The 21,657-nt window shown below is 71.5% G+C and carries 20 protein-coding genes; 15 read left to right on the top strand and 5 right to left on the bottom strand.

Annotated elements, in window-relative coordinates; translation table 11 throughout:
* Positions 1-2 precede the first annotated feature (2 nt).
* Together CGZ93_RS04880 and CGZ93_RS04875 are read left to right on the top strand one after the other, a co-directional pair.
* Positions 3-2,264, top strand: a complete 2,262-nt coding sequence (locus CGZ93_RS04880; protein ID WP_229117207.1) for a DUF5682 family protein — start codon at positions 3-5, stop codon at positions 2,262-2,264.
* Positions 2,261-3,445, top strand: a complete 1,185-nt coding sequence (locus tag CGZ93_RS04875) for a VWA domain-containing protein (RefSeq protein WP_094363033.1) — start codon at positions 2,261-2,263, stop codon at positions 3,443-3,445. The genes CGZ93_RS04880 and CGZ93_RS04875 overlap by 4 nt, the downstream gene beginning before the upstream one ends.
* Here the strand turns inward: CGZ93_RS04875 and CGZ93_RS04870 are convergent.
* The 3 genes from CGZ93_RS04870 to CGZ93_RS04860 form a co-directional block, all read right to left on the bottom strand.
* Complete coding sequence (locus CGZ93_RS04870) at positions 3,436-4,848, bottom strand: APC family permease (RefSeq protein WP_094363032.1); 1,413 nt, start codon at positions 4,846-4,848, stop codon at positions 3,436-3,438. The genes CGZ93_RS04875 and CGZ93_RS04870 overlap by 10 nt on opposite strands.
* Before the next feature lie 103 nt (positions 4,849-4,951).
* Complete coding sequence (locus CGZ93_RS04865) at positions 4,952-5,557, bottom strand: SH3 domain-containing protein (protein WP_094363031.1); 606 nt, start codon at positions 5,555-5,557, stop codon at positions 4,952-4,954.
* A gap of 138 nt (positions 5,558-5,695) precedes the next feature.
* Positions 5,696-6,451 carry a class I SAM-dependent methyltransferase gene (locus CGZ93_RS04860; protein WP_094363030.1) on the bottom strand — a complete coding sequence of 252 codons (756 nt, stop codon included), beginning with the start codon at positions 6,449-6,451 and terminating at the stop codon, positions 5,696-5,698.
* 17 nt (positions 6,452-6,468) lie between these two features.
* On the opposite strand from CGZ93_RS04860, the gene CGZ93_RS04855 reads away from it, so the two are divergent.
* Complete coding sequence (locus CGZ93_RS04855; protein WP_094363029.1) at positions 6,469-7,176, top strand: Fic family protein; 708 nt, start codon at positions 6,469-6,471, stop codon at positions 7,174-7,176.
* A gap of 285 nt (positions 7,177-7,461) precedes the next feature.
* Here the strand turns inward: CGZ93_RS04855 and CGZ93_RS04850 are convergent, their stop codons facing one another.
* Positions 7,462-8,103, bottom strand: a complete 642-nt coding sequence (locus CGZ93_RS04850; protein WP_094363028.1) for a class I SAM-dependent methyltransferase — start codon at positions 8,101-8,103, stop codon at positions 7,462-7,464.
* A 135-nt stretch (positions 8,104-8,238) separates the two neighbouring features.
* On the opposite strand from CGZ93_RS04850, the gene ssd reads away from it, so the two are divergent.
* From ssd to CGZ93_RS04815, 8 genes are all read left to right on the top strand, one after another.
* On the top strand, positions 8,239-9,279 hold the full coding sequence (ssd, locus tag CGZ93_RS04845; protein WP_176451631.1) for a septum site-determining protein Ssd: 1,041 nt from the start codon (positions 8,239-8,241) through the stop codon (positions 9,277-9,279).
* Positions 9,276-10,433 (top strand): TadA family conjugal transfer-associated ATPase, encoded by a 1,158-nt coding sequence (locus CGZ93_RS04840; RefSeq protein WP_094363026.1) that lies wholly within the window; start codon positions 9,276-9,278, stop codon positions 10,431-10,433. Before ssd ends, CGZ93_RS04840 begins: the two co-directional genes overlap by 4 nt.
* Positions 10,430-11,236, top strand: coding sequence for a type II secretion system F family protein (locus CGZ93_RS04835; RefSeq protein ID WP_141211082.1), 807 nt, complete (start codon positions 10,430-10,432; stop codon positions 11,234-11,236). Before CGZ93_RS04840 ends, CGZ93_RS04835 begins: the two co-directional genes overlap by 4 nt.
* A gap of 1 nt (position 11,237) precedes the next feature.
* The gene (locus CGZ93_RS04830; RefSeq protein WP_094363024.1) at positions 11,238-11,969 is read left to right on the top strand and encodes a type II secretion system F family protein; all 732 of its coding nucleotides are present in this window, start codon (positions 11,238-11,240) and stop codon (positions 11,967-11,969) included.
* 164 nt (positions 11,970-12,133) lie between these two features.
* Positions 12,134-12,379, top strand: coding sequence for a DUF4244 domain-containing protein (locus tag CGZ93_RS04825; RefSeq protein ID WP_094363023.1), 246 nt, complete (start codon positions 12,134-12,136; stop codon positions 12,377-12,379).
* 153 nt (positions 12,380-12,532) lie between these two features.
* The gene (locus CGZ93_RS04820) at positions 12,533-12,721 is read left to right on the top strand and encodes a DUF4244 domain-containing protein (RefSeq protein WP_094363022.1); all 189 of its coding nucleotides are present in this window, start codon (positions 12,533-12,535) and stop codon (positions 12,719-12,721) included.
* Positions 12,718-13,077 carry a TadE family type IV pilus minor pilin gene (locus CGZ93_RS18770; RefSeq protein ID WP_171197345.1) on the top strand — a complete coding sequence of 120 codons (360 nt, stop codon included), beginning with the start codon at positions 12,718-12,720 and terminating at the stop codon, positions 13,075-13,077. The genes CGZ93_RS04820 and CGZ93_RS18770 overlap by 4 nt, the downstream gene beginning before the upstream one ends.
* A gap of 2 nt (positions 13,078-13,079) precedes the next feature.
* Positions 13,080-13,436: an Rv3654c family TadE-like protein gene (locus CGZ93_RS04815; RefSeq protein WP_094363064.1), complete on the top strand. Its 357-nt coding sequence runs from the start codon at positions 13,080-13,082 to the stop codon at positions 13,434-13,436.
* Here CGZ93_RS04815 and CGZ93_RS04810 read toward each other — a convergent pair.
* Positions 13,369-15,705 (bottom strand): DEAD/DEAH box helicase, encoded by a 2,337-nt coding sequence (locus CGZ93_RS04810; RefSeq protein WP_094363021.1) that lies wholly within the window; start codon positions 15,703-15,705, stop codon positions 13,369-13,371. The genes CGZ93_RS04815 and CGZ93_RS04810 overlap by 68 nt on opposite strands.
* A 136-nt stretch (positions 15,706-15,841) precedes the next feature.
* Between CGZ93_RS04810 and CGZ93_RS04805 the strand changes: the two genes are divergently transcribed.
* The 4 genes from CGZ93_RS04805 to CGZ93_RS04790 all read left to right on the top strand — a co-directional run bounded on the left by CGZ93_RS04805 (position 15,842) and on the right by CGZ93_RS04790 (position 21,623).
* Positions 15,842-18,292 (top strand): sodium-translocating pyrophosphatase, encoded by a 2,451-nt coding sequence (locus tag CGZ93_RS04805; RefSeq protein ID WP_094363020.1) that lies wholly within the window; start codon positions 15,842-15,844, stop codon positions 18,290-18,292.
* Positions 18,293-18,387: 95 nt separating this feature from the next.
* Positions 18,388-18,993, top strand: a complete 606-nt coding sequence (locus CGZ93_RS04800) for a CDP-alcohol phosphatidyltransferase family protein (protein WP_229117206.1) — start codon at positions 18,388-18,390, stop codon at positions 18,991-18,993.
* Between the two features lie 80 nt (positions 18,994-19,073).
* Positions 19,074-19,643, top strand: a complete 570-nt coding sequence (locus CGZ93_RS04795; RefSeq protein ID WP_094363018.1) for a hypothetical protein — start codon at positions 19,074-19,076, stop codon at positions 19,641-19,643.
* A gap of 90 nt (positions 19,644-19,733) precedes the next feature.
* Positions 19,734-21,623 carry an acetate--CoA ligase gene (locus tag CGZ93_RS04790; protein WP_094363017.1) on the top strand — a complete coding sequence of 630 codons (1,890 nt, stop codon included), beginning with the start codon at positions 19,734-19,736 and terminating at the stop codon, positions 21,621-21,623.
* The last annotated feature ends 34 nt before the right edge of the window (positions 21,624-21,657 follow it).

Raw genomic sequence — 21,657 nt, 5'->3', positions numbered from 1 at the left:
GCGTGACCGCCGAACAGGTACGGGTGCTGGGCATCCGCCATCACGGACCGGGTTCGGCCCGCGCCGTCGTGCGGGCCCTCGACGCGCAGCAACCCGAGGTGGTGCTGATCGAGGGTCCGCCCGAGGCGGACGCGCTGGTCAGCCTGGTCGCCGAGCAGGACCTGACCCCTCCGGTCGCGCTGATGGCGTACGCGCCCGACGATCCCGGTCGCTCGGCGTTCTGGCCGCTGGCGGTGTTCTCCCCCGAGTGGCAGGCGCTGCGCTGGGCGGTACGCCGCCGCGTGCCGGTGCGGTTCATGGACCTGCCCGCGGCCACCGTGCTCGCTGCGGGCGACGAACCGGAACCCGAACCCGACCTGCTCACCTCCCGCGACGACGATGACGAGGCCGATTCCGCGGTGACCCACGGCGACCCGGTGCGCGACGATCCGATCGCCGTGCTCGCCCGGACCGCCGGCTATGACGACCCCGAGCGCTGGTGGGACGACGTGATGGAGCTGCGGGACGGCGAGGCGATCGACCCGTTCGACGCCGTCACCGAGGCGATGGCCGCGCTGCGTGAGGACCATCGCCCCCGTAGCGCCCGTGCCACCCGCGAGGAGGAGCGTCGCGAGGCGCACATGCGCAAGGTGCTGCGCGCCGAGCTGAGGGCCGGCCGGGAACGGATCGCCGTGGTCTGCGGCGCCTGGCACGCCCCGACGCTGACCGGGACCCTGCCCGCGGCGACTGCCGACAACAAGATCCTGCGCGGGCTGCCGAAACGCAAGGTGACGATGACCTGGGTGCCGTGGACCCATTCGCGGCTCAGCTTCACCTCCGGCTATGGCGCCGGGGTGGAGTCACCCGGTTGGTATCACCACCTGTTCACCGCCGGCGATGAGGTGGTCCCGCGCTGGCTCACCAAGGTGGCTGGGGTGTTGCGTGAGCACGACCTTCCCGTGTCATCAGCACACGTGATCGAGGCGGTACGCCTGGCCGAAACCTTGGCGGTGCTGAGGAATCGACCGCTGCCCGGGTTGAGCGAGGTCACCGACGCGACCCTGTCGGTGCTCTGCGACGGCAACCGGTTGGCGCTCGATCTGGTCACCCGGCGAGCGGTGGTGGGGGAGCGCCTCGGCACCGTGCCGGAGTCCGCCCCCGGCGTACCCCTGGACGCCGACCTGCGCCGGACCGCCCGCAGCCTGCGGCTGAAGTTCGAGGCCGAACCGCGGGAACTCACGCTCGACCTGCGCAAGGACAACGATCGCGCGCGTTCGCTGCTGCTGCACCGATTGCACGTGCTCGACATCGACTGGGCCGAACGGATCGAGGTCGGCACCACCGGCACCTTCAAGGAGGGTTGGGAGCTGTGCTGGCGTCCCGAGCTGTCGGTACGCCTGGTCGAGGCCTCGGTGTGGGGGACCACGGTCCCGGTGGCGGCCACCGCGCGTTTGCTGTCCCGCAAGGGTTCGCTGGCGCAGGTCACCGACGGGCTGGAGCAGGCGCTGCGGGCGGATCTGCCGGACGCGCTCGCTCCGCTGGTTCGGGCGCTCGACGAACGGGCCGCCGGAGACACCGACGTGAACCACCTGCTGGACGCGTTGCCGGCCCTCGCCCGGGCGCAACGCTACGGCGACGTGCGCGGCACCGACACCAGTGCGCTGACCGCCGTGGCCCAGGCCCTGCTGCAGCGCGTCTGCGCCGGACTGGGGCCGGTGGCCGGCGGCCTGGCCGAGGACGCGGCCCGGGAGCTGGCGCAGCGGATCGAGGCTGTGCACCAGGTGCTGGGTCTGCTGCCCCGCGGTCCCGGACACGACCTCTGGCCGGAATCCCTGCTGGCGTTGGTGGAGCGGGCCGACGTGCACGGGGTGCTGGCCGGCCGGCTGGTCCGGCTGCTCACCGACGCCGGCGAACTCTCCGCCGACGAGGCGGGGGACTGGCTGTCGCGTGCCCTCTCCCGGTCGGTGGCGGCGGTCGACAAGGCCGCCTGGGTGGAGGGTTTCCTGGGCGGCGGGGCGACCCTGCTGATCCACGACCGCCAACTGCTCGAGCTGCTGGACGACTGGGTGGGCCGACTCGAACCCGAGGAGTTCGACGACGTGCTGCCGCTGCTGCGGCGAACCTTCGGCGACTTCGCCCCGCCAGAACGCCGCGCCATCGCGCAACAGGCCTCCGAACTGGGCCGCACCGGACCGCGGCAGGAAACCGTAGCGGCCTTCGGAGACCTGGAGCTGGCCCACGCGGTCCTGGCCCGGCTCGACGCGCTGACCGGAGTCGCGCGATGACCGAGGAGCGGGCAAGGCGCTGGAGACTGTTGCTGGGTAGCGATCCCGAGGACGGCGACGGGACCGGCCTGTCCGGGCAGGACCAGGCACTGGACCGGGCGCTGGGCGCCCTCTATGACCGCACCCAGGCCAGCGACGGGTCCACCCGGCGCAGCGGGGGGCTCGGATCCTCGGCCCCGCGGATCACCAAGTGGCTCGGCGACATCCGCGGCCTGTTCCCCAACACGGTGGTCCAGGTGCTGCAGCGCGACGCGATGGAGCGGCTCGACCTGGCCACGCTGCTCCGCGACCCCGAGCTGATCGAGTCGATCGAACCGGACATCCACCTCGCCAGCACCCTGGCACAGCTCGGGTCGGTGCTGCCCGGGCAGGCACGGGCCGCCGCCCGGCGGGTCGTGCAGCGGGTGGTGGAGGACCTCGAACGACGGCTCGCCGAACCGACCCGGGCCGCCGCCCTCGGCGCGATCCGCCGCGGGACACGCACCCGCCGACCCAGACCGGCCGACATCGACTGGAACCGCACCATCGCGGCGAACCTCAAGCACTACCTGCCCGAGCACCGCACCGTGGTGCCACACCGGCTGATCGGGCACGGTCGGCAGACCGTCGGTGTGCAACGCGAGGTGGTGATCGCCCTCGACCAGTCCGGCTCGATGGCCGAGTCGGTCGTGTACGCCTCCATCTTCGCCGCGGTGCTGTCCACGGTCCGATCGTTGCAGACCTCGCTGGTCGCCTTCGACACCTCGGTGGTGGATCTCACCGACCGGCTCTCCGACCCGGTGGAGGTGATCTTCGGCGCCCAGCTCGGCGGCGGGACCGACATCAACCAGGCGATCGCCTATTGCGCCGAGCTGATCACCCGGCCGACGGAAACCCTGCTGGTGTTGATCAGCGACCTGTTCGAGGGCGGCAACGCGACCGATCTGGTACGCCGATTGCGCCAGCTGCGCGAGTCAGGGGTGACCGCGGTCTGCCTGCTCGCACTGGACGACTCCGGCAGCCCAGCCTACGACCACGACCTGGCCGGAATCCTGGCCCAGCTGGGAATCCCGTCGTTCGCCTGCACGCCGGATGTGTTCCCCGAGCTGCTCGAGGCGGCGTTGAGCGGGGCCGAGGTCGACCAGTGGGTGAGTCGGCACCTGGCCGAGCGAGCCACTCGGCCGGGTGCGGATCAGACGTAGGGCTGGCGCGGGTCGGTCTTCGACGAGCCGATCTGGTGCGTCCGGTGGAAATAGAACCGGTTCAGCAGCAGGGTGAGGATGCTCAACCCGACGCCGACCGCCATCAGGATGCCGGCCACCCAATAGTCCTTGGTCGCCCGGCCGGACAACGGGCTCGCCAGATAGGCGCACAGGATCGCGCCGAGGATCGGCAGCACCAGCGGGGTCTTGAAGTGATCGCGCTTGGTCGGCTCCTTGAACCGCAGGATCACCACGGCCACGTTGACCAACGTGAACACGCACAACAGCAGCAACGAGGTGGTGCCGCCGAGGGCGGACAGGTCGGCGAAGGCGATCAGCCCGAAGGCGAGCAGGGTGGTGAAGATGATCGCCACATGCGGGGTACGCCGACGCTTCAGCACCCGCCCCAGGGGGCCGGGGAGCACCTTCTCCCGCGACATGCCATAGAGCAGCCGCGAGGCCATCATCATGTTGATCAGCGCCGAGTTGGCCACCGCGAACATCGTGATCCAGGCGAAGACGGCGATCGGGAAGCCGGGCGCGCCGGCCTGCACCACCTTGAGCAGCGGGGTCTCCCCCTCACCCAGCTCCCTGGGCGGGACCAGGGTGACCGCCGAGATCGCAACCAGCACATAGATCACGCCGGTGATGCCCAGACCGATGAGCATGGTGCGCGGAAAGACCCGGACCGGGTCCTTGGTCTCCTCGGCCATGTTCACCGAGTCCTCAAAACCCACCATGGCGAAGAACGCGAGCGCCGTCGCGGCGGTGACGGCGCCGAAGGCGCTGCTGCCCTCGGGTGCGTGGAAGTCGGTCAGCATCGCCGGGTTGCCGAGCCCCTTGGTCAGGGCGAACAGCCCGACCCCGATCACGATCAGCAGTCCGGTCAGCTCGATCAGCGTGAGCACCACGTTGAGCTTGACCGACTCGCCCACCCCGCGCAGGTTGATCAGCGCGATCAGCGTCATGAACCCCAGTGCGACCAGCAGCACCATCCAGCCGGTCTTCTGGGTCACGCCCAGTGCGGCGAACAGGTTGCCGGCGAACGCCTTCGCCGCGCTCGAGGCGGAGGTGAGCCCGGACGCCATCACCGCGAAGGTGACCAGGAAGGTGATGAACTGGATGTTGAACGCCTTGTGCGTATAGACCGCCGCACCGCCCGCCTGCGGATACTTGGTGACCAGCTCCAGATAGCCGAAGGCGGTCAGCACCGCGACCAGAAAGGCGCACAGGAACGGCAACCACACCGCACCCCCGACCTGGGCCGCGACCTTGCCGGTCAGGGCGTAGATGCCCGTGCCGAGGATGTCGCCGACCACGAAGAGCAGCAACAGTCCGGGGCCGAGCACCCGGTTGAGCTCGGTCTTGTCCTCGGTGACAGGTTCTTTCGCCGTGGTGCTCATCTCGCTCCTGTTCGCCGGGGTCGTGTCCCATTTTGAACACGTCCGGCCGCGCGCGTACAGGGCCGATGCGGAACCGAGACCCTGTCGCACGGCGGCTCAGGACTCAGTGGGAGCCGTCGGCCGCGTCGCACGGCACGGGCGGCCAGTTCTGGTTCTGCAAAGACTCGTCCTTGCGCAGGTATGCCGCAGACACCCAGGTGCCGTCCTGCAGGTGCAGCCACATGTCGTTTCCGTTGACGTTGTCGCCGCGCACCTGGCACCGCGCCATCACCTGATGATTCGGGGGAAGCTCGGTCAACTGCGCGTCGCGGCTGGTGGGCCCGTTGCGCACGCTGAGCGGCGCGGTGGTCAGCCCGATACCGAACTCGGTGTCCGTGTTCGGGCAGGTCGCGGGTGCCTGGCCGACGCTGTCGACGTGGCGGGCCGAGACCCAGCCGTTGCCCTCGCTGAGGGCGTACCAGAGGTCGTTGCCGTCAATGGGGGTGCCCTTGGCCTGGCAGACCAGGGTGACGCGACTGCCTTCGGTGCGGTGGCCGATCTCGGCGGCGTGCGGGCTCGGGGCCTGACGCACGTTCACGCCCCAGGCGCCGACGACGACGCCCTCCGGGACCTCCGCCGCGTGGGCAGGGGTGCCGGCCAGCAGACCCCCCGCGGACGCGGCGGCGAGGCCAACCGCGGCGAGGGTCCGGCGTGCGTTGCTGGTGAACATGATCCAACTCCTTCGTGTTGGGGCTTCCTACTCAGGAGATCACCCGGGCAACGAAAAAGTTGCCTCAAAGGTGCAAACCCCGTCGAGAATCGTGCCTCTCCAAGAATCGAGTGCGCGGAGAATCCAGCGTGCGAACCCTCAGAATCGCATCGAGATGCGTAACCCCTCGGTCTCCATCGGCATGGTGAACTCGCTCTGGTCCACGAGGGCCCTGCGGCAGGTGGCCTGGAACGGCAGCAGCAGCGGTTCCGGCGGTCGGGCGGCGTCGTCATAGAGGGCCGCGACCCGGCCCAGCAGCTCGCTCAACCGGTCCTCGGGCAGCGCCGCCAGCGCCGGCCTCGATCGCACCATGCGCAGCAGTCCCTGCCGGTCGATCGGGATCCAGTTGCGGAACGACTTGACCTCGATCTGCGGGAAATAGGGCGAGCGCTCGAGCTCGGCGATGGTGTCGGTGCCGTATTCGCCCTGCATGGCGGTCGGGTCGTGTTCCTGCAGCAGGCGGGCGAACCGCTTCACCCAGGGCACGGTGTCGTCACGGCTGTTGAACACCACCGCCAGGTGGCCATCGGGTCGCAGCACCCGAGCGAACTCCGCCAGGGCGAGCCCGGGGGCGAAGCGGGTCAGCGATTCCTGCACCGTCACCACGTCGAAGCTGCCGGAGGCGAAGGGCAGCGATTCGGCCTGGGCGACCACGTGCATCCCACCGGGCAACCGGTCCGCGATGCGGCGTACCCGCTCTGGATTGCTGTCCACACAGCAGACCCGATGCCCGGCCCGGGCGATCATCGCGGCGAAGGAGCCGTTGCCGGACCCCACGTCCAGCACCCGTCGCTGATCCCCCGGCACCATCCAGTCGATGGCCGGTCCGGGATAGATCGTGCGACGCGGCTGCATGGGGCACACTCTATGAGGTGAGTGACCCCCTTGCAGATCTGGCGCGGCTGGAGGGCGTGCCGTCCGCGGTGGCCGCGGCCCGCGACGCCGTGGACGCCGTGCTGCGCGACCGTGGTCGGCGCGCCGTGCCCGCCGAGGACTCGGCCCGCGCCCTGCTCGCCGGGTCGCGGGCCAGCGCCGAGCTCGAGTCGGCCAAGCCGGAGGGGGACGTCTGGGCCCCCGGGTCGGTGCGGCTGTCGACCGAACTGGTCGAGTTGGCGACTTCGGTACGCCGCGCCCCCGGCCAGGTGCTGGCCCGGGCGCATTCCCTGCTCGCAAAGGGGGTGCTGCCCGACGATCGACTGGGTCGGGCCACCGCCGCCGAGCCGCTGAGCGACCTGTTCGGTCTGCTGACCCGGCCGACGAAGGCGCCGGCGGTGGTGCAGGCCGCGATCGCGCACGCCGAGGTGGCGCGGATCGCCCCCTTCGGCGGCGGTGACGGGGTGATCGCGCGGGCGGTGGAGCACATGGTGCTGATCGACGCCGGGGTGGATCCGCGGGCGGCGCTGGTGCCCGAGGTGGGGCACCTGGCCGCCGGGGCGGCGTACCAGCAGGGGTTGCGGCGCTATACCGAGGGTGGGGCCGGGGTCCGCGACTGGATCCTGCACTGCTGCCGGGCCCTCACCCGCGGCGCCGAAGAGTCCCCGCTCGGGGCGGCGCGACGGTTCCGCGACGACCGGATCTGACCGGGAAAGCTGCACTGTCCGGACATGGAAGTGGCACCTGCATGCGCGCAGGTGCCACATCCCACCTCAGTCCAGGTGACCAAGCGTGCACACTCTGTGTTGGCCCGATCAACGTCGGGTCGCAACAACCCACGAGATGGTTTGGTCGACGCGTGGGTACCTGGCTGCTGTGCAAGGATTCCTTGAATCATTTGTACGCCGGCCGCGGCGAAAAGGGAAGACCCCTGGCAGAGAATTGTTCCGAGCTGTGGCCGGGATCTGACAGCATTGTTGAAAACTTGTCGATCAGTCCGGCCGGGACGCGATCAGCAGCTGGCGCAGTGGGCCGCCGAGCTGCAGCTGCCGATCCTGTGCAGACACGAAACCCGCCGCCTGCATCAGCCGCAGGAGCTCGGCGACCGGGCGTACCCGGAAGCCGTGCTCGACGAACGGCATGGCCTCCATGGCGGCGGGGTCGGCGATGGCGACCACCAGTCGTCCGCCAGATCGAAGAACCCGATGGAGTTCGACGAACGCCTGGCCCAGGTCATCGACGAAATAGACCGTGTTGGCCGTGATCACCGCGTCGAAGGTCCCGTCCGGGACGGGCAGGTCGGCGAGTTCACCCTGCTCGACCAGCAGGCGTCCGGCCGAGACGTCTGTGGCGTACGCCCTGCGAGCACTGGCGATCATGGACCGCGAGATCTCGTACCCGTGCACCCGACCGGTCGGCCCGACCGCTGACAGCAGCAGGGGCAGCCCGACCCCACCCCCGAAACCGACGTCGGCGGCCACCTGACCCGGGCCGAGCCCGGCCGCCTCGATCGCGGACGCCACCATCGGTCGGTTGCCCTCGTTGAGGCGGTTCGCCGTGACCTTCCCGAGCACGCCCCGCGGGTGGGCGAGCTGGCTGGCCACGAGGCGATACCAGCGGTTCTCCAGACTCATGGGTGCATGGTCGCACCAGTCGGGCTCGATGGTGGCCTGCGGGAGGTTGTCCACAGGACCGGCGCAGGGGGGAGTTCTCCACAATCGGGCGGGCGCGGGTGCACGATTCGGCTGACTCCCGAGCACGGTGTGGACATGGCAACCACCCAGCGACCCCTGGTCGCGACGACCAACCCGCGGGTCCGCGACGCCGTGCTGTCCGCCATCGCCGCCGCCGGGCTCGAGGCCGACGTGGCCGAGGACGCCGACGCGCTGAAGGCGGCGGCCGACCCGACGGTGCTGGTGCTCGGGGTCGACCTGGCTCCGGCCGCTGCCCGGCTCGAGCTCCTCCGCCGGACTCGGGTGCGGTTGGTCGGTGAGACCGGCGACAGCGAACGGATGTGCGCCTGGTCCGCCGCCCTCGGTGCGGCGGTCATCACGCTGCCGGAGGGGTTGCGCTGGCTGACCGGCGCGCTGGCCGAGGCGCCACCGGGGGAGCGCGGCCGGGTGGTCGCGGTGCTCGGCGGGTCGGGGGGTGTTGGCACCTCCACGTTGACCGTCGACCTGGCCTGGCAGCTGGCGCGGCGCGGTCGCCGCGTGGCCGTGGTCGAGCTGGACCCGGGCGGGCCCGGTCTGGATCTGCTGCTGGGGCTGGAACGTGAACCGGGTTGGCGGTGGCCGGCGCTCGCCTCCGCCGCCGGGTTTCTCGGTGACCTGGCCGACCGGCTGCCGGGGGTGGACGGGGTCGCCGTCCTCGCCCGCGCCCGCGGTCACCATGCCGAGCCGGGCACGGCCGCGGTGCGCGCGGTGCTGCAGTCGTTGGCCCGGCAGCACCAGGTGGTGCTGCTCGATCTGGGGCGAGCCGTCGGCGGTCTCGCGGCCGAGGCGCTGGAGCACTGTGACGGTGGGTTGCTGCTGTGTCGCGGCACGGTGCCGGCCCTGGGGGCGGCGGTGGACCTGCTCGATCGGCTGGACACCCCGGTGCCGTTGGCGGCGGTGCTGCGCGGGTCTGCCGGGGACCGGTCCACGGTCGGTGAACTGCTGGGGATTCCTTTGCTGACAGCGCTTCCGGAGGATCACCGGGTGGCTTCGGCGGCCGATCTGGGCGAGGTGCCGGTGCGCGTTGCGGGCCGCGGCTGGCGGCGGGCGACGGCCACCCTGGTGGCGGAGCTGGCACCCGCGGAGGGGGAGCGATGAGCCCCGAGGAACTGGAACTGGTGCGCACCGAGCTGGTCCGGTTGGGCCGCTCACCGCTGCCGCCGGACGTGGCCGCGGTGATGCACCGGCTGGGGCTGCCGGTCAGTGACGCCGCCCTGGTGGACACGGTGGCCGCGCTGCGTCGCGACGCGGTGGGGGCCGGCCGGCTGGAGCCGCTGCTGCGGCTGCCGGGGGTGACCGACGTGCTGGTGAACGGGGCCGGCCAAGTGTTCATCGACCGGGGCGAGGGGCTGGAGCTGACCGAGGTGCGCTTCGACGGCGAGGACGAGGTACGCCGGCTGGCGGCGCGGATGGCCGCGGCGGTGGGCCGTCGCCTCGACGACGGGGTGCCGTTCGTCGACGCCCGGATGGCCGATGGGACCAGGCTGCACGCGGTGCTGGCGCCGTTGGCGCACCCCGGCACCTGCCTGTCGTTGCGGGTGCCGGCCGGGCGCCGGTTCCGGTTGGCCGACTGGGTGGCGGCCGGTTCCATCCCGGCGGCGGGGGCCGAGGTGCTGGCCGGGCTGGTGCGGGCCCGGGTGGCGTTCCTGGTCTCCGGTGGCACCGGAACCGGCAAGACCACGTTGCTGGCGTCGATGCTCGCCGAGGTACCGGCCGACGAGCGGTTGCTGGTGGTGGAGGATTCGCGGGAGTTGCAGCCCGATCATCCGCACTGCGTACGCCTGGAGGCGCGGGCGCCGAACGCCGAGGGGGCCGGAGCGATCCCGCTGAGTGACCTGGTTCGGCAGGCGCTGCGGATGCGCCCGGATCGGATCGTGCTGGGTGAGGTCCGCGGCGCCGAGTTGTGTGACCTGCTCACCGCGCTGAACACAGGTCACGAGGGCGGCTGCGGCACGGTACACGCGAACTCGGCTTCGGATGTACCGGCCAGGCTGGCCGCCCTGGCGGCCCTCGGCGGGATGGGTGCCGAGGCACTCCGGGCCCAGGCGGCCGCTGCCCTCGACGTGGTCGTGCACGTGCTCCGCGAGCGCGGCGCCGCGGGCCGGCCGGGGCGGCGCCGGGTGGCGACGATCCAGGTGCTCCAGGGGGACGGGCAGGGGCTGCGGATGCTGCCGGCCCTGGACTTCACCCCCGATGGTGAGCTGCGTACCGGTCGCGGATTTTCTGCGCTGCAGGAGTTGTGCGCCCGATGACCGATCCGCTGTCGGCGCTGGCGCTGCTGCTCGCGGCGCTGGCGGCGTGGGCACTGGTCGGACCCCGGGTACGCCGCGCCGAGGCCGTGCAACCGGACACCGGTCCGGTCCGCCACCGGTCTTCGCGACTGATCCTGACCGTCGCCGGTGCGGTGCTGCTGGTGCCGATCAGCTGGCTGATCGCCGGCGGCACGGTCGGCGTACTCGTCGGGGTCGCCGTGACCCTGGCCGGCACCGCCGCGGTGGTGACGCGCGGGCGGCTGCGCGAGCGGCGCCTGCTCCGAAGCCGGGTGGGCGTGGCGCGCGCAGCCGAACTGCTCGCCGGCGAGCTGACCCTGGGCAAGGTGCCCGCGGTGGCGCTGGCCGCCGCGGCCGAGGACGCCCCGGTGCTGCGCCGCGCGGCCGCAGCGGCCGGGGTGGGGGCCGAGGTGCCGGCGGTCTGGTTGGAGCAGGCGAGCGAACCGGGCAACGGCGACCTGCTCGGGCTGGCGCAGGCGTGGCAGGTGGCGACCCGCACGGGCGCCCCGTTGGGGCCAAGCCTGGCCCGGGTCGCCTCGGCGCTGCGCGAGGACGAGGACGTCCGCCGCACGGCCGCCGGTGAGCTGGCCGCGCCGCGGATGACCGGGGTGGTGCTGGCGCTGCTGCCGTTGGCGGGGATCGCGCTCGGCTATCTGATCGGCGGTGACCCGCTGGCGTTCCTGTTCGGGTCGCTGTGGGGGCAGCTGTGCCTGCTCACCGGCACCGTGCTCGCCGGGGCCGGACTGATCTGGACCGAACGACTCGGCGCGATCAAGGACGGCTGAGATGAGCACCCTCGCGATCTGGTTGGCGGCGATGGCGGCCGCCCTGCTGATCGGCCCGCAACCCTCCCGCCGGTTGCGCGCCTCGCGCAGCCCCGCTCGCGGTCCGACCTGGCTGCGGCCGCGGCCCGGAGCGCCGACGGCGCGAACCCGTTGGTCCCTCGGGATCGGGGCGGCCGTCGCCGTGGGCGTGCTGCTGCCGGGGTGGTGGGGGCTGTTGGTCGGGCCGCTGGTGATGACGGGTGTGGCCGTGCTGCTGGGTCGGCTGGAACCACCCACGGTGGCCAGGGCTCGGGAGCGGCGGATCAACGAACTGCCGCAACTGCTCGATCTGGTGGCCGGTTGTCTGGCCGCGGGCCTGCCGTTGCGGGGCGCGATCGGGGTGGTCGCCGAGACCCAGCAGGGACCGCTGGCCGAGGATCTGGCGGCGGTGCTGGCCAGCCTCGAGGTGGGGCGTTCGGAGTCGGAGGCGTGGACCCAGCTGGAAGCGGTGCCGGGGTGGCGCCTGGTGGCGCGCGACATCGCGCGGGCTGCCGGGGCGGGGACCGAGCTGGTGCAGGTGCTGCAGCGCCACGCCGATCGGGCGCGTCGGGATCGGGCCGCGCTCGCCCATCAGCGGGCGCGCACCCTCGGCGTACGCGGGGTGTTCCCGATGGCCGTCTGCTTCCTGCCGGCGTTCGTGCTGATCGGGATGGTGCCGATCGTCGGCTCCATCGTGTTCCGCGTGCTCGGCTGACGGTTTTCCACAGCCACTCGGCGATCCCGAGCGTTGTCCACAACCGGCCACCAGGCGGCGAACGATCACCGAGATTTCGCCCATGGTGCAGATGTCCGCGCAGCGGGCATCGGCCTCCCGCAGGGTTGGCCGCCGGGAAATCAAACCATCGAAGGGAAAACCCCATGTCCCAGAGCAATGTCGGCACCGAGCTCACCACCCTCGAGCCCATGCCGGAACTGACCCACGCGAACCGCCGCCGGCGGCGGCGCGACGAGCGCGGTGCGGCTGCCGTGGAATACGCGGTCGTCACCGTGGCCGCCGCCAGCATCGGCGGGGTGCTGATCAAGATCCTCACCGATCCGGCCATCCGCGACATCCTGCTGCGCCTGCTCATGGCGCTGATCGAGCACTTCATGAAGCTCGGCTGAACGACTCGCCCGAACCGACTCGCCCGAACCGAATCGCCCGAACCGAATCGCCTGAACCGAACCGAGTGTGCGACCGGGGGTGCGCGGCGGAGGATTCCCGCGTACCCCCGGGCCCACTCGACCCAGGAAAGACAACGACAGAAAGGAAATCCCATGTCTCAGGTGCAGATCAGACAGCATGACGAGCGCAGCGCGGCAGCGGTGGAGTACGCCGTCGTCACCGTGGCGGCGACCTCCATCGGCGGAGTGCTGCTGGGTTTGGTTCCCATCTACTATCCGCGTTTCCTGGAGTTCTTCGAGCGTCTGATCCTGGAACTGTTCAAGTGGTTCGGGCTCCTGTGACCGTCCGCCCCGCACGAGCCGAGCACTCCGAGCACGGCAGCTCGACCGTCGAGCTGGCGGTCGGTCTGATCGCGATCCTGTTGGGCGCGGCGGCCGGGGTGTGGCTGGTTCTCGTTGTGGTGCTGCAGATCCGCGTGGTCGACACCGCCGCCGAGATCGCCCGGCAGGAGGCCCGCGGCGATCGGGCGGCGGTGTCCCGGGCGGAGGCGGGCGCCCCTTCGGGGGCGTCGATCAGCCGCGGCCGCCAGGACGGCTTGGCGACGGTCACGGTACGCCTGGCAGTCAGGCCGCTGGCCGCGCTGCCGGCGGTCCCGTTGAGCAGCACCGCACGGGTGCTGCTGGAGCCGGGGGAGTGAACATGCACCGCGACCGAGGAGTCAGCAGCCTGCTGGTCTCGGCCGTCGTGCTGGTCGTCCTGGTGCTCGCCGGCGCCGGGAGCCTGATCGCCGGTTATGCGGTGAGCGCCCACCGCGCCCGCGGGGCCGCCGACCTGGCCGCAGTGAGTGCGGCCGGCCGGCACTCGAGCGGCGGCGAGGGGTGCCCGGCCGCCCGTCGGGTCGCTGAGGCACACGGTGCCAGCGTGCGCCGCTGCACCGAGGTGGGCGACCGGATCGACTTCGTGATCAGCGTCGAGGTGGCCGTGCCCGTCAGGGCACCGGCACCGGGTCTGCCGACCGAGGCCGTGGCTCGCGCCCACGCGGGGCGGCTGAACTGAGCGGGGCCGAGTCGAGCGGTGCCACTGAGCAGAACAGGCGCGCCAGCTCCAACGCGCCGCCGCGATCCAGGCCGCGATTGCCGTCGGGGCAGCGCGTGGCCAGCACACACCGGGGACACCCGGTGCCGCACTGGCAACGGCTCAGCCGATCGAGCACCGCCGCCAGCCACTGGTCGGCCAGCTCGGCACCCGCCGCCGACAACCCCGAACCGCCCGGCACCAGCTCGTGCAGCCCGATCCGCCAGGCGCCGGTCCCGGTGGGAGTCTCGGTCCACCCAGAGAGCGCCCGCGGATCACCGCGCAGCACGGTGCCGAGCAACCCGGTCAGGGCGTGTTCCAGCGCGTGCGCCGCCGCCCTGGCCCGGGCCGGGGTCCACTCGGGCACGGCCGAGGCCGGCAGTTCGAACCACACCGCGGTGGTGTCCAACCGCCGCTCTGGCATGGTCAGCGGGGTCTCGTCCCAGACCTGCCCGGTCACCTCGTCGAGCCGCAGAAATCCGGTCACCCGGCTGAGCACCCGGGCCGGGCCGTGTGCCACCACTCCGGCCCCCAGCGGCCGCTCCCGGCCGTGCAGCTCGGTCACCCGACTCTCGCTGCGGGCCACGGTCAGATAGCCCGGGCGGGCGGGGGCGGCGTACACCAGATCGTCAGCCGCCGCATCCTCGCTGACCAACCAGGTCTCCCCCTGGTGTCGATAGACCGCACCCGGATGCAGTTCGCGGTCGGCACGGGAGGTGTCCAGGGTGCCGATCACCCGTCCCGTCGCCGGCTCACACACCTCGACCTGCTGACCGCAGCTGCGCAGGTCGATCGAGTCCACGGCCCGATCCGGGCGGGTCCAGAACCAACCCGCCGCACGGCGTCGCAGCACGCCCCCGGCGGCCAGTCGATCGGCCAGGCCCACGCAACGCGCGCCGAACCATCGCTCGTCGTCCGCGGTCAACGGTTGCTCCTGGGCGGCGGCCGCCAACTGCGGCGCCAGCACCCGATCGGTGGGAGACGCCGGCGGGGGCGCGCCGGTCGCGCTCAGCAACTCATCGGGATGATCGCACCACCACGCATCCAGCGGGTTGTCCCCGGCCACCAGCACCGCCAGCCCCGGGCGCTCCCGCCGCCCCGCCCGCCCGATCCGCTGCCACAGCGCAGTCGGGTCACCCGGGTGACCGTCCAACAGCACCGCGTCCAGGCCGCCGACATCCACCCCGAGCTCCAGCGCGCTGGTGCTGGCGATTGCCAGCAGCCGCCGCTCGGCCAGCGCCCGCTCCAGGTCGCGTCGCTCGTGCGGCAGCAGACCGGCCCGATAGGCGGCCGCGCCGACCCCGGCGCGCCGGGCGTCCGCGGCGAGTTGCTCGGCGCGGGACCGCGACCCGACGAAGGCGCAGGTCTGCACCCCCTCGGTGGCCAGCCGTCCGAACAGCTCACCGACCGCCGACCGGGGATCCTCGGGCCGGCAGACCAGCAGTCGGGTCTCCGGCCGCGGGGCTCCGGACACGGTGACGCTGGCGACGGCCCCTCGATCCACCCCGGTCAGGGCCGACAGGGTCCCCGCCGGGTCGGCCAGCGTGGCGGACGCGCCGATCACCACCGGATCGGCGCCCAGGGCCCGACACAGCCGCCGCAGCCGCCGCAGCACCAACGACACCTGCATCCCGAACACACCCTGGTAGTGGTGCGCCTCGTCGATCACGACATAGCGCAGCGACTTCAGGAATCCCTGCCAGCGTTGGTGTCCGGGCAGGACCGAGCGGTGCAGCAGGTCGGGGTTGGTGAGCAGGAAGGTGGCGTGGTCGCGGGCCCAGGCCCGCTGCTCGGGGCTGGAGTCGCCGTCGAGGTCGGCGAACCGCCACGAGTCGATCCCCAACTCACCGCACACCCGCGCCTGGTCGTGCGCCAGCGCCTTGGTCGGGGCCAGATAGAGCGCCGTGTGTTCGCGTTTCAACAGCGCCTTCGGCGTACGCCGTCCGGGCAGGTCGGGCGAGGGCGGGGCCGAGGTCGGCGTACCACCCCAGGTGGCGGCCAGCACCGGCAGCAGGTAGGCCAGCGACTTGCCCGAGGCGGTGGGGGTGGCAACCATCGTCGGGCGCCCGGAATGGGCGTACGCCGCCGCCTCGGCCTGGTGCCGCCAGGGCCGCTCGAGACCGGCGCGCCGCAGTGCGGAGATCACCGGTTCCGGAGCCCAGTCGGGCCAGTCCACCGCCGCACCGGCCGACCCTGGACGGACCAGGGTGGCCCGCAGGTCGGGGTGCTCGGCGAGCCACGCGGGGATCATTCGTCCAATCTAGGCGGCGGCTCCGACACCGGCCGGTGATTCACGCCGATACCCCGGTTCTACCGGTGGTCGGCATGACATACTCCGGGGCAAACGTGACGGCCGTGGTCCGACCACGCCCCAGTCTGGAGGATCAATGGAGTCCCTCGAGGTACAGCTCGCCGGCGGCAACCTGACCATCGTCATCGTCATCGCGGCCATCGCAGCCGTGGCCATCGCGATGTCGATGGTCTTCCGGTCAGAGGTGTTGAAGGCCAACGACGGCACGGACAACATGCGCAGCATCGGCGTCGCCGTCCAGGAGGGCGCCGCGGCCTATCTGGGACGCCAGTTCCGCAGCCTGGGGATCTTCGCGGCGATCGCCTTCTTCCTGCTGCTCCTGCTGCCGGCCCACTCCGACTCCGGCACCAACCCGTGGCTGCTCCGTGGTGCCCGTTCCGTGGCCTTCCTGGTCGGTGCGGGCTTTTCGGCGCTGATCGGCTATCTCGGCATGTGGCTGGCGGTGCGCGCCAACGTGCGGGTCGCCGCCGCGGCCCGCGACCAGGGCCGTGACCCGGCGATGAAGATCGCCTTCCGCACCGGCGCGGCGGTCGGCATGGCCACCATCGGTTTCGGTCTGCTGGGTGCGGCGATCGTGGTGCTGATCTTCCGCGGTGACGCCCCGACCGTGCTCGAGGGATTCGGCTTCGGTGCCGCCATGCTGGCCATGTTCATGCGCGTGGGTGGAGGCATCTTCACCAAGGCCGCCGACGTGGGCGCGGACCTGGTCGGCAAAGTGGAGCAGAACATCCCCGAGGACGACCCGCGCAACGCGGCGACCATCGCCGACAACGTGGGCGACAACGTCGGTGACTGCGCCGGCATGGCCGCCGACCTGTTCGAGTCCTATGCGGTGACCCTGGTCGCCTCGCTGATCCTCGGCAAGGCCGCCTTCGGCAGTGCCGGGCTGGTCTTCCCGCTGCTGGTGCCGGCGATCGGTGTGATCACCGCCCTGATCGGGGTCTACATCACCCGGCCGCGGCGCGGGGAGAACGGGCTGCGCACGATCAACCGCTCCTTCTATTCCTCGGCGATCATCTCCGCGGTGCTGTGCAGCATCGCGGCCTTCGTCTTCCTGCCCGGCAGCTTCGCCGAGCTGGGCGGCACCGCCCAGTTCAGCGGCCCGATCGACGACCCGCGGATCGTCGCCCTCGGCTCGGTGCTGATCGGGATCGTGCTGGCCGCGATCATCCTGGCGCTGACCGGTTACTACACCGGCACCGAGGACCGACCCGTGCAGGACGTCGGGCGCACCTCGCTGACCGGTGCGGCGACCGTCGTGCTGTCGGGCATGTCGCTCGGCCTGTCCTCGGCCGTCTATACCGCCCTGGTGATCGCCGCCGCGGTGTTCGGCGCCTTCCTGCTCGGCGGAGCCGGAGTGGTCGGGCTGTTCGCGATCGCGCTGGCCGGTTGTGGACTGCTCACCACGGTCGGCGTGATCGTGGCGATGGACACCTTCGGCCCGGTCTCCGACAACGCCCAGGGCATCGCCGAGATGTCCGGTGACGTCGACGGTGAGGGCGCGCAGATCCTGACCGAGCTGGATGCGGTCGGCAACACCACCAAGGCGATCACCAAGGGCATCGCCATCGCGACCGCGGTGCTCGCGGCGACGGCGCTGTTCGGCTCCTACACCGACGCCATTGCCGGGGTGCTCAAGGAGGGCTACCAGACCTTCGTCAACCAGGCCGTCGTCTTCGACCCGGGCGTGCTGGTCGGTCTGATCATCGGTGCCTCGGTGGTGTTCCTGTTCTCCGGTCTGGCCATCTCGGCGGTGGGCCGCGCCGCCGGCGCGGTCGTGTTCGAGGTACGCCGCCAGTTCCGCGAGATCCCCGGGATCATGGAGGGCACCGGCCGTCCCGAATACGGCAAGGTCGTCGACATCTGCACCCGGGACTCGCTGCGTGAGCTGGCCACCCCGGGCATCCTCGCCATCTTCGCCCCGATCGCGGTCGGTTTCGGGCTCGGTGCCCCGGCCCTGGCCGGCTATCTGGCGGGTGCCATCGCCTGCGGCACGCTGATGGCGGTCTTCCTGGCCAACGCCGGCGGCGCCTGGGACAACGCAAAGAAGCTCGTCGAGGACGGTCACCACGGCGGCAAGGGCTCCGACGCGCACGAGGCCACGGTGATCGGTGACACCGTCGGCGACCCGTTCAAGGACACCGCCGGTCCGGCGATCAACCCGCTGATCAAGGTGATGAACCTGGTCGCCGTGCTGATCGCTCCGGCCGCGGTGTCGATGAGCCCGCTCAGCCAGTCCAGCTCCCCGATCCGCTACGCGATCGCCCTGGTCGCCGCCGCCATCGTGGTGGTCGCCGTGGTGATCTCGGCTCGCCGTGACATCGCCATCGCCGACAACGAGGAGCACCCCGGACTGGACGGTCTGCCCGGCAACCCCGACTGGGACTCGGCGGGTCACCGCGCCGCCGACCGCAGTGGTCCGTTCGAGGAGCTCAAGGCGGAGCACGAGGAGTATCAGTCGCACCCGCACTCCCACCTGCCGCACCGCGGTGAGGGCGGGTCCACCCGGGCCCAGCAGGAGGACTGACGCCCGGGAGCGCGGCGGCACCGGTTCGGCTTCGCCCCGCCCGGAGCATCGCGCTCGGCGGCGCTGCCCTCGGCGGGGCTGCCCAGCTCGCCCTGTTGCAGGGGATCTGGGCACCCGACCCGGGTGCCCTGGTGGCCGGGGTGGTGCACCTGACCGTGCTGCTGAGCCTGCTCGGCCGTCACGCGCCGCCGGTGCTGGGGCCCGCCGACGCCGTGACCCTGGTCCGGGCGGTGCTGGCCGGGGCGGTGCTGGCCCTGGTGATCGGTCACGGCCCGGTCTGGGCGATCGCGATCTGGGCCGGTGTCGCCCTGCTGCTCGACCTGGTTGACGGGCTGACGGCCCGACGTACCCGAACGGTGAGTGAGTTCGGCGCGCGTTTCGACCTGGAGTGCGACGCGTTCCTGGTGGCGGTGCTCAGCGTGGCCGCGGCCACGGCCGTCGGTCCGTGGGTGTTGGCCTGCGGAGCCCTGCGTTACCTGTGGTGGCTGGCCTCGCTGCGGTACGCCTGGCTGCGGGCTCCGCTTCCGGAGAGCCGGGCGCGCAAGCTGGTGGCGGCCGGCCAGGGCGTGGGCCTGCTCGCCGTGGCCACCCTGCCGCTGCCGACCCCCGCCGCGATCGCGGTGGCGGCGACCGCCCTGGGTCTGCTCTGCTGGTCCTTCGGCCGCGATCTCGGCTGGCAGCTGCGCCGATCGCGAGCGTGACTTCGGCGGCCGATCGACCTTGCCGGCCCGTAGGCTTGAGCGACTCCCGGCCGGGAGTCTCGTCAGACAGGAAGTGATTCATGCGTACCATCTCGCTCTCCCTCGCCGCTCTGCTCACCGCTGGACTGACCGGCTGCGGCGGGTCGACCCCGTCGACCTCGCAGGCGCCGACCACGCAGGCGCCGCCGCCGCAGACCAGCCAGGCCCCGACCAGCCAGGCGCCCACCACCCAGGCGACCTCGTCGACCCCGACGTCGCGGGCACCCAGCTCGGCCCCCGCGACGACCGGCAATCCCGGCGGCAACAGCTCCGCCGGCGGCAAGGACACCCCGGAGGCGAGCGCGGAGGCGTTCCTGCGCGGCTTCGGTAACAAGGACGGCAAGGCCATCTGTGACGTGATGGCGGTCCAGGGCCGACCGATGAACTCGATCGGGGCCGGGGAGATGTGCGCCAACCAGATGAACTCCACCATCAGCGGGATGGGAGCCGGTGGTGACCAGCTGAAGCAGGCGAAGGTGACCAACGTGCCCGTCAGCGGTGATACCGCCGACTACAGCAAGGCGACCTTCAGTCCGCAGCTGGGCAAGAGCATCCTGCAGACCTACAAGGGGCAGAAGATCGACGGGAAGTGGTACGTCGCGTTGGGCTGAGGCGTACGCCTGATTGTGCGTTCGTCCCCGCGCGGTGTCGCTTCTGGCTAGGCTGGCGCTGCAGCCACCACAGCGATCAGGAGCGCACCGATGGGCACCTACGCAGAGCAGTATCAGCGATCCCTCGACGACCCCGCCGGGTATTGGGGCGAGCAGGCGCAACGGGTGGACTGGATCCGCCGCCCGCGCGCGGTGCTCGACCGGGATTCCGGGCCGATCCAGCGGTGGTATCCCGATGCCACGTTGAACACCTGCTTCAACGCCCTCGATCGGCACGTGATCGCCGGGCGCGCCGATCAGGACGCGCTGGTGTTCCACTCCGCCATCACCGACACCCGGCGCAGCTATTCCTATGCGCAGTTGCTGGACCACGTGTCCCGGCTCGGCGGAGCGCTGCAGGGGATGGGGGTTGGCCCCGGTGACCGAGTGGTGATCTATCTGCCGATGATCCCCGAGGCGGTGATGGCGATGCTCGCCTGCGCGAGGATCGGGGCCGTGCACTCGGTGGTGTTCGGCGGCTTCGCCCCGGCCGAACTGGCGGTGCGGATCGACGACGCCAAACCCAAGGTGATCATCTCCGCCTCCTGTGGCCTCGAGGGGGCCCGGGTGATCGAATACAAGCCGATGCTGGACCGGGCGATCGACCGGGCCGAGCACAAGCCGGACGCGGTCATCATCGTGCAGCGCGAGCAGGCGACCGCGGAGCTGGTCGAGGGGCGTGACGTCGACTTCCGCACCGTGATGAAACCGGGAGCGTTCGAGCCCGCAGCGGCGGTCGAGGTGAAGGCGACCGATCCGCTGTACATCCTCTACACCTCCGGCACCACGGGAAAGCCGAAGGGCATCGTCCGCGACAACGGTGGTCATGCGGTGGCGTTGTGCTTCGCGATGAGCGAGATCTATGACGTGGGGCCGGGGGAGACCATGTTCACCGCCTCCGATGTGGGGTGGGTGGTCGGTCACTCGTTCATCGTCTACGGGCCCCTGCTGGCGGGGGCGACAACGGTGCTGTTCGAGGGAAAGCCTGTGGGTACGCCGGATGCGGGCACTTTCTGGCGGGTGGTGGCCGAGCACGGCGTCAAGGCGATGTTCACCGCCCCCACGGCGATGCGGGCGATCCGCAAGGTTGATCCCGAGGGTGCATTCATCGCCGAGCTGGACACCTCCAGCCTGAAGACCCTCTTCCTGGCCGGGGAGAGACTCGACCCGGAGATGTACGCCTGGGCGAGCGAGAAGCTGGGCGTACCCGTGGTGGACAACTGGTGGCAGACCGAGACCGGCTGGCCGATCGCGGCCAACCTGCGCGGGATGGAGCCGATGCCGATCAAGCCGGGCTCACCCACGGTGCCGGTGCCGGGCTATGACGTGCAGATCCTCGACGGGTCGGGGGAGCGGCTGCCCGCCGGCGAGGACGGGGCGATCGTGATCAAGTTGCCGATGCCGCCGGGCACCCTGGCCGGCATCTGGGGCGACGAGCAGCGCTTCGTCAGCTCCTATCTGTCGGCCTACCCGGGTTACTACCTCTCCGGCGACGGCGGCTGTCTGGACTCCGACGGCTATGTGTTCGTGATGGGGCGTACCGACGACGTGATCAACGTGGCCGGGCATCGACTCTCCACCGGCTCGATGGAGGCCGTGCTGGCGGCGCACCCGGCGGTCGCCGAGTGCGCGGTGATCGGGGTGGCCGACGCCCTGAAGGGGCAGCAACCGCGCGGGTTCGTGGTGCTCAAGGAGGGCGTCACCAAGTCCCCGGTCGAGGTGGTCAAGGAGTTGGTGCAGGCGGTCCGCGACGAGATCGGGGCCGTGGCGGCGCTGCGCCGGATCGACGTGGTGGCGGCACTTCCGAAGACCCGCTCGGGCAAGATCCTGCGCAAGACGATGCGCGAGATCGCCGACGGAAAACCCGGGTCGGTGCCCTCCACCATCGAGGATCCGCAGGTGGTCGAGGACCTGCGCGGGGTGCTGATGGCCACCGAGTGAGGGTCTCAGCAGCCGGACCGCGTCCGCCGACGTG

Source organism: Enemella dayhoffiae (assembly GCF_002250625.1).
In the GTDB taxonomy this organism is placed as follows: Bacteria; Actinomycetota; Actinomycetes; order Propionibacteriales; family Propionibacteriaceae; genus Enemella; species Enemella dayhoffiae.
Note: the sequence above shows the minus strand (reverse complement) of the source record. Positions and strands in the feature narration are given on the sequence as shown.

Excerpts from the sequence above, each read along its gene's own strand:
- CGZ93_RS04875 (WP_094363033.1), top strand. The coding sequence starts at position 2,261 with ATGACCGAGGAGCGGGCAAGGCGCTGGAGACTGTTGCTGGGTAGCGAT.
- CGZ93_RS04870 (WP_094363032.1), bottom strand. The coding sequence starts at position 4,848 with ATGAGCACCACGGCGAAAGAACCTGTCACCGAGGACAAGACCGAGCTC.
- CGZ93_RS04865 (WP_094363031.1), bottom strand. The coding sequence starts at position 5,557 with ATGTTCACCAGCAACGCACGCCGGACCCTCGCCGCGGTTGGCCTCGCC.
- CGZ93_RS04860 (WP_094363030.1), bottom strand. The coding sequence starts at position 6,451 with ATGCAGCCGCGTCGCACGATCTATCCCGGACCGGCCATCGACTGGATG.
- CGZ93_RS04850 (WP_094363028.1), bottom strand. The coding sequence starts at position 8,103 with ATGAGTCTGGAGAACCGCTGGTATCGCCTCGTGGCCAGCCAGCTCGCC.
- ssd (WP_176451631.1), top strand. The coding sequence starts at position 8,239 with ATGGCAACCACCCAGCGACCCCTGGTCGCGACGACCAACCCGCGGGTC.
- CGZ93_RS04840 (WP_094363026.1), top strand. The coding sequence starts at position 9,276 with ATGAGCCCCGAGGAACTGGAACTGGTGCGCACCGAGCTGGTCCGGTTG.
- CGZ93_RS04835 (WP_141211082.1), top strand. The coding sequence starts at position 10,430 with ATGACCGATCCGCTGTCGGCGCTGGCGCTGCTGCTCGCGGCGCTGGCG.
- CGZ93_RS04830 (WP_094363024.1), top strand. The coding sequence starts at position 11,238 with ATGAGCACCCTCGCGATCTGGTTGGCGGCGATGGCGGCCGCCCTGCTG.
- CGZ93_RS04825 (WP_094363023.1), top strand. The coding sequence starts at position 12,134 with ATGTCCCAGAGCAATGTCGGCACCGAGCTCACCACCCTCGAGCCCATG.
- CGZ93_RS04820 (WP_094363022.1), top strand. The coding sequence starts at position 12,533 with ATGTCTCAGGTGCAGATCAGACAGCATGACGAGCGCAGCGCGGCAGCG.
- CGZ93_RS04815 (WP_094363064.1), top strand. The coding sequence starts at position 13,080 with ATGCACCGCGACCGAGGAGTCAGCAGCCTGCTGGTCTCGGCCGTCGTG.
- CGZ93_RS04810 (WP_094363021.1), bottom strand. The coding sequence starts at position 15,705 with ATGATCCCCGCGTGGCTCGCCGAGCACCCCGACCTGCGGGCCACCCTG.
- CGZ93_RS04805 (WP_094363020.1), top strand. The coding sequence starts at position 15,842 with ATGGAGTCCCTCGAGGTACAGCTCGCCGGCGGCAACCTGACCATCGTC.
- CGZ93_RS04795 (WP_094363018.1), top strand. The coding sequence starts at position 19,074 with ATGCGTACCATCTCGCTCTCCCTCGCCGCTCTGCTCACCGCTGGACTG.
- CGZ93_RS04790 (WP_094363017.1), top strand. The coding sequence starts at position 19,734 with ATGGGCACCTACGCAGAGCAGTATCAGCGATCCCTCGACGACCCCGCC.